This window comes from Lentzea albidocapillata subsp. violacea (assembly GCF_900100275.1).
Lineage (GTDB): Bacteria > Actinomycetota > Actinomycetes > Mycobacteriales > Pseudonocardiaceae > Lentzea > Lentzea violacea.
In genome coordinates this window covers 421828-423735 of sequence record NZ_FNET01000002.1, presented here as the reverse complement: position 1 = coordinate 423735, position 1908 = coordinate 421828, and the positions used below count along the sequence as shown (strand labels likewise).

The 1908-nt window shown below is 68.7% G+C and carries 1 protein-coding gene; it reads right to left on the bottom strand.

Annotated features, from left to right (window positions below; translation table 11 throughout):
• Positions 1 to 188: 188 nt before the first annotated feature.
• Positions 189 to 1907: a hypothetical protein gene (locus BLR21_RS06800; protein WP_090004822.1), complete on the bottom strand. Its 1719-nt coding sequence runs from the start codon at positions 1905 to 1907 to the stop codon at positions 189 to 191.
• Position 1908 lies beyond the last annotated feature (1 nt).

Genomic DNA, 1908 nt, shown 5'->3' with positions numbered 1-1908 from the left:
GGAGTAACCGCTGTTGCCGGTGGGGCCGCCTCCGCCCGTTCCGCTGGTCGGCGGTGCCGAGGGGGGCGGGTTCGAACCCGGACTCGGCGACGGGCTGGGAGTGACGTTCCCCTTGGCCATGAGCGGCGATTCTCCAGTGCTGCGTCAGAACAAGGCGGGATCGCGGGATCCCGGCTGTTGGCTGGGACTTACTCTGTCGGCCGGACGGAACGCTCGTGCGCGATGGTCGGCCGCAGAGGCTGGGCCGCGGCACCGCCGGCCGCCTCGTACGCCGTGGTCTGCTGCAGCGGCTCGCTCGCCATGAGCGGGTTGACGCTCTCGTAGACGGGTTCGGCGTCGACGCGCGCGTACTGCGACGGCTCGAGGGCGTCGTACGCGTGCGACATCTGCGTGCGCGCGAGCGGCTCGTAACCCGACTGGGCCTGCAACGGCTCGGACGGCGTCTCCGGGCTGATGTACATCTCACGCGCCTGCATCGGCTGGACGGCCTCGTACGCCGGCGTCCCCGAGGTCATGCTGACGCCCGACACCATCGTCGAGTCCGAAGCCTCCGAACGGGAGAACGCCACGGGAGCCTGGAGCGCCTCCGCTCGCTGCATCGGCTGCACGGCTTCCATCTGCTGCGTGTGCTGGAACGCCTGTACAGGCTGTTCTGCGATCATGGCGGTGCGTTGCAGCGGCTGCATCGGCTGTTCTGCACTCACGGCCATGCGCGCCTGCAACGGCTGTTCTGCACTCACGGCCATGCGCGCCTGCAACGGCTGTTCTGCGGCCACGGCCATGCGCGCCTGCATCGGCTGTTCTGCGGCCACGGCCATGCGGGCCTGCATCGGCTCGACCGCGTCCATCGCACGGACAGCGCGCATGGGCTGCATCGGCTCCGCGACCCGCCTGAAGGCCTGCACCGGCTGGTCCGCCTCCGCCGGCCTCAGGACAGCGTTCGCGAGCGTGGCCTGCGCGGTCCCTTCCTGCTGGACCGTGCCGACACGGGCGTTCGCCATCGTCGCGCTGGCGGTGCCGGTGCCGTCGGTCGCACCGGGAGGCTGGTTGCCGCCACCGCCCCTGCCCTCCATCGCCTTGTCGATCTCCTTGTTGACGCCGTCCTGGGCCTTGTAGCCCTCGTAGGTGATCTCGGCGACGTCGGCGGAGTTCTCGAAGCGGTTCCAGCCCTTGCTGATCTTGGCCATGATGTCGTCGAGGTCGCCGATGCGCTTCATCTGACGGCCGAGGGCGGCGACGACGCGAGCCACGCGGGACGCGATGTTCACGCCCAGCGCGACCGCCTTGCCGACCGCGAAGCCACCGAAGATCGCGATCGAGGCACCGAAGGTCGGGATCATCATGGCGGCGGCGATCAGCGCGCCACCGATCAGCGAACCGATCAGCTGGGCGATCAGGTCGCGGACGATGTCACGCAGCACCGTGACGAGCATGCCCATGATCGCGACGATCTTGGCCTTGCTCTCGACGGCGTTCGCGAGGTCGTCGAGCTCCTGGCCCATGCCGTCCATGGACGCCTTGAAGCGCTCTGACGACGTGCCCGTCCAGCCGTCGAACGTCGCGAGGCCGCTCTTGTGGTCCTCGGCCAGCACCCGCAGTTCGGCCGCGCGGGCCTTGTTGGCGTCGACGTTGGCCTGGATCTCCTCCGGGTTGCCCATCAGCTGGTTCAGGGCGTCACGCAGGAACGACACGTGCTCGATCAGCCAGCCGACACCGGCACCGATGATGCTGCCGAGCGGGTCGATCGCCAGCATCACCGTGGCCGAGGCGGCACCGATGGCGTTGAACGTGATGTCCAGCGCCTTCTCGGTCTCGGACTCGGCGTCCTTGCTGATGCCGTCGATCAGGCTGCCGTAGGCCTCGATGAACAGCGAGCCCTTGAGCTTGTTCTCCTCGGTGATCTTCATC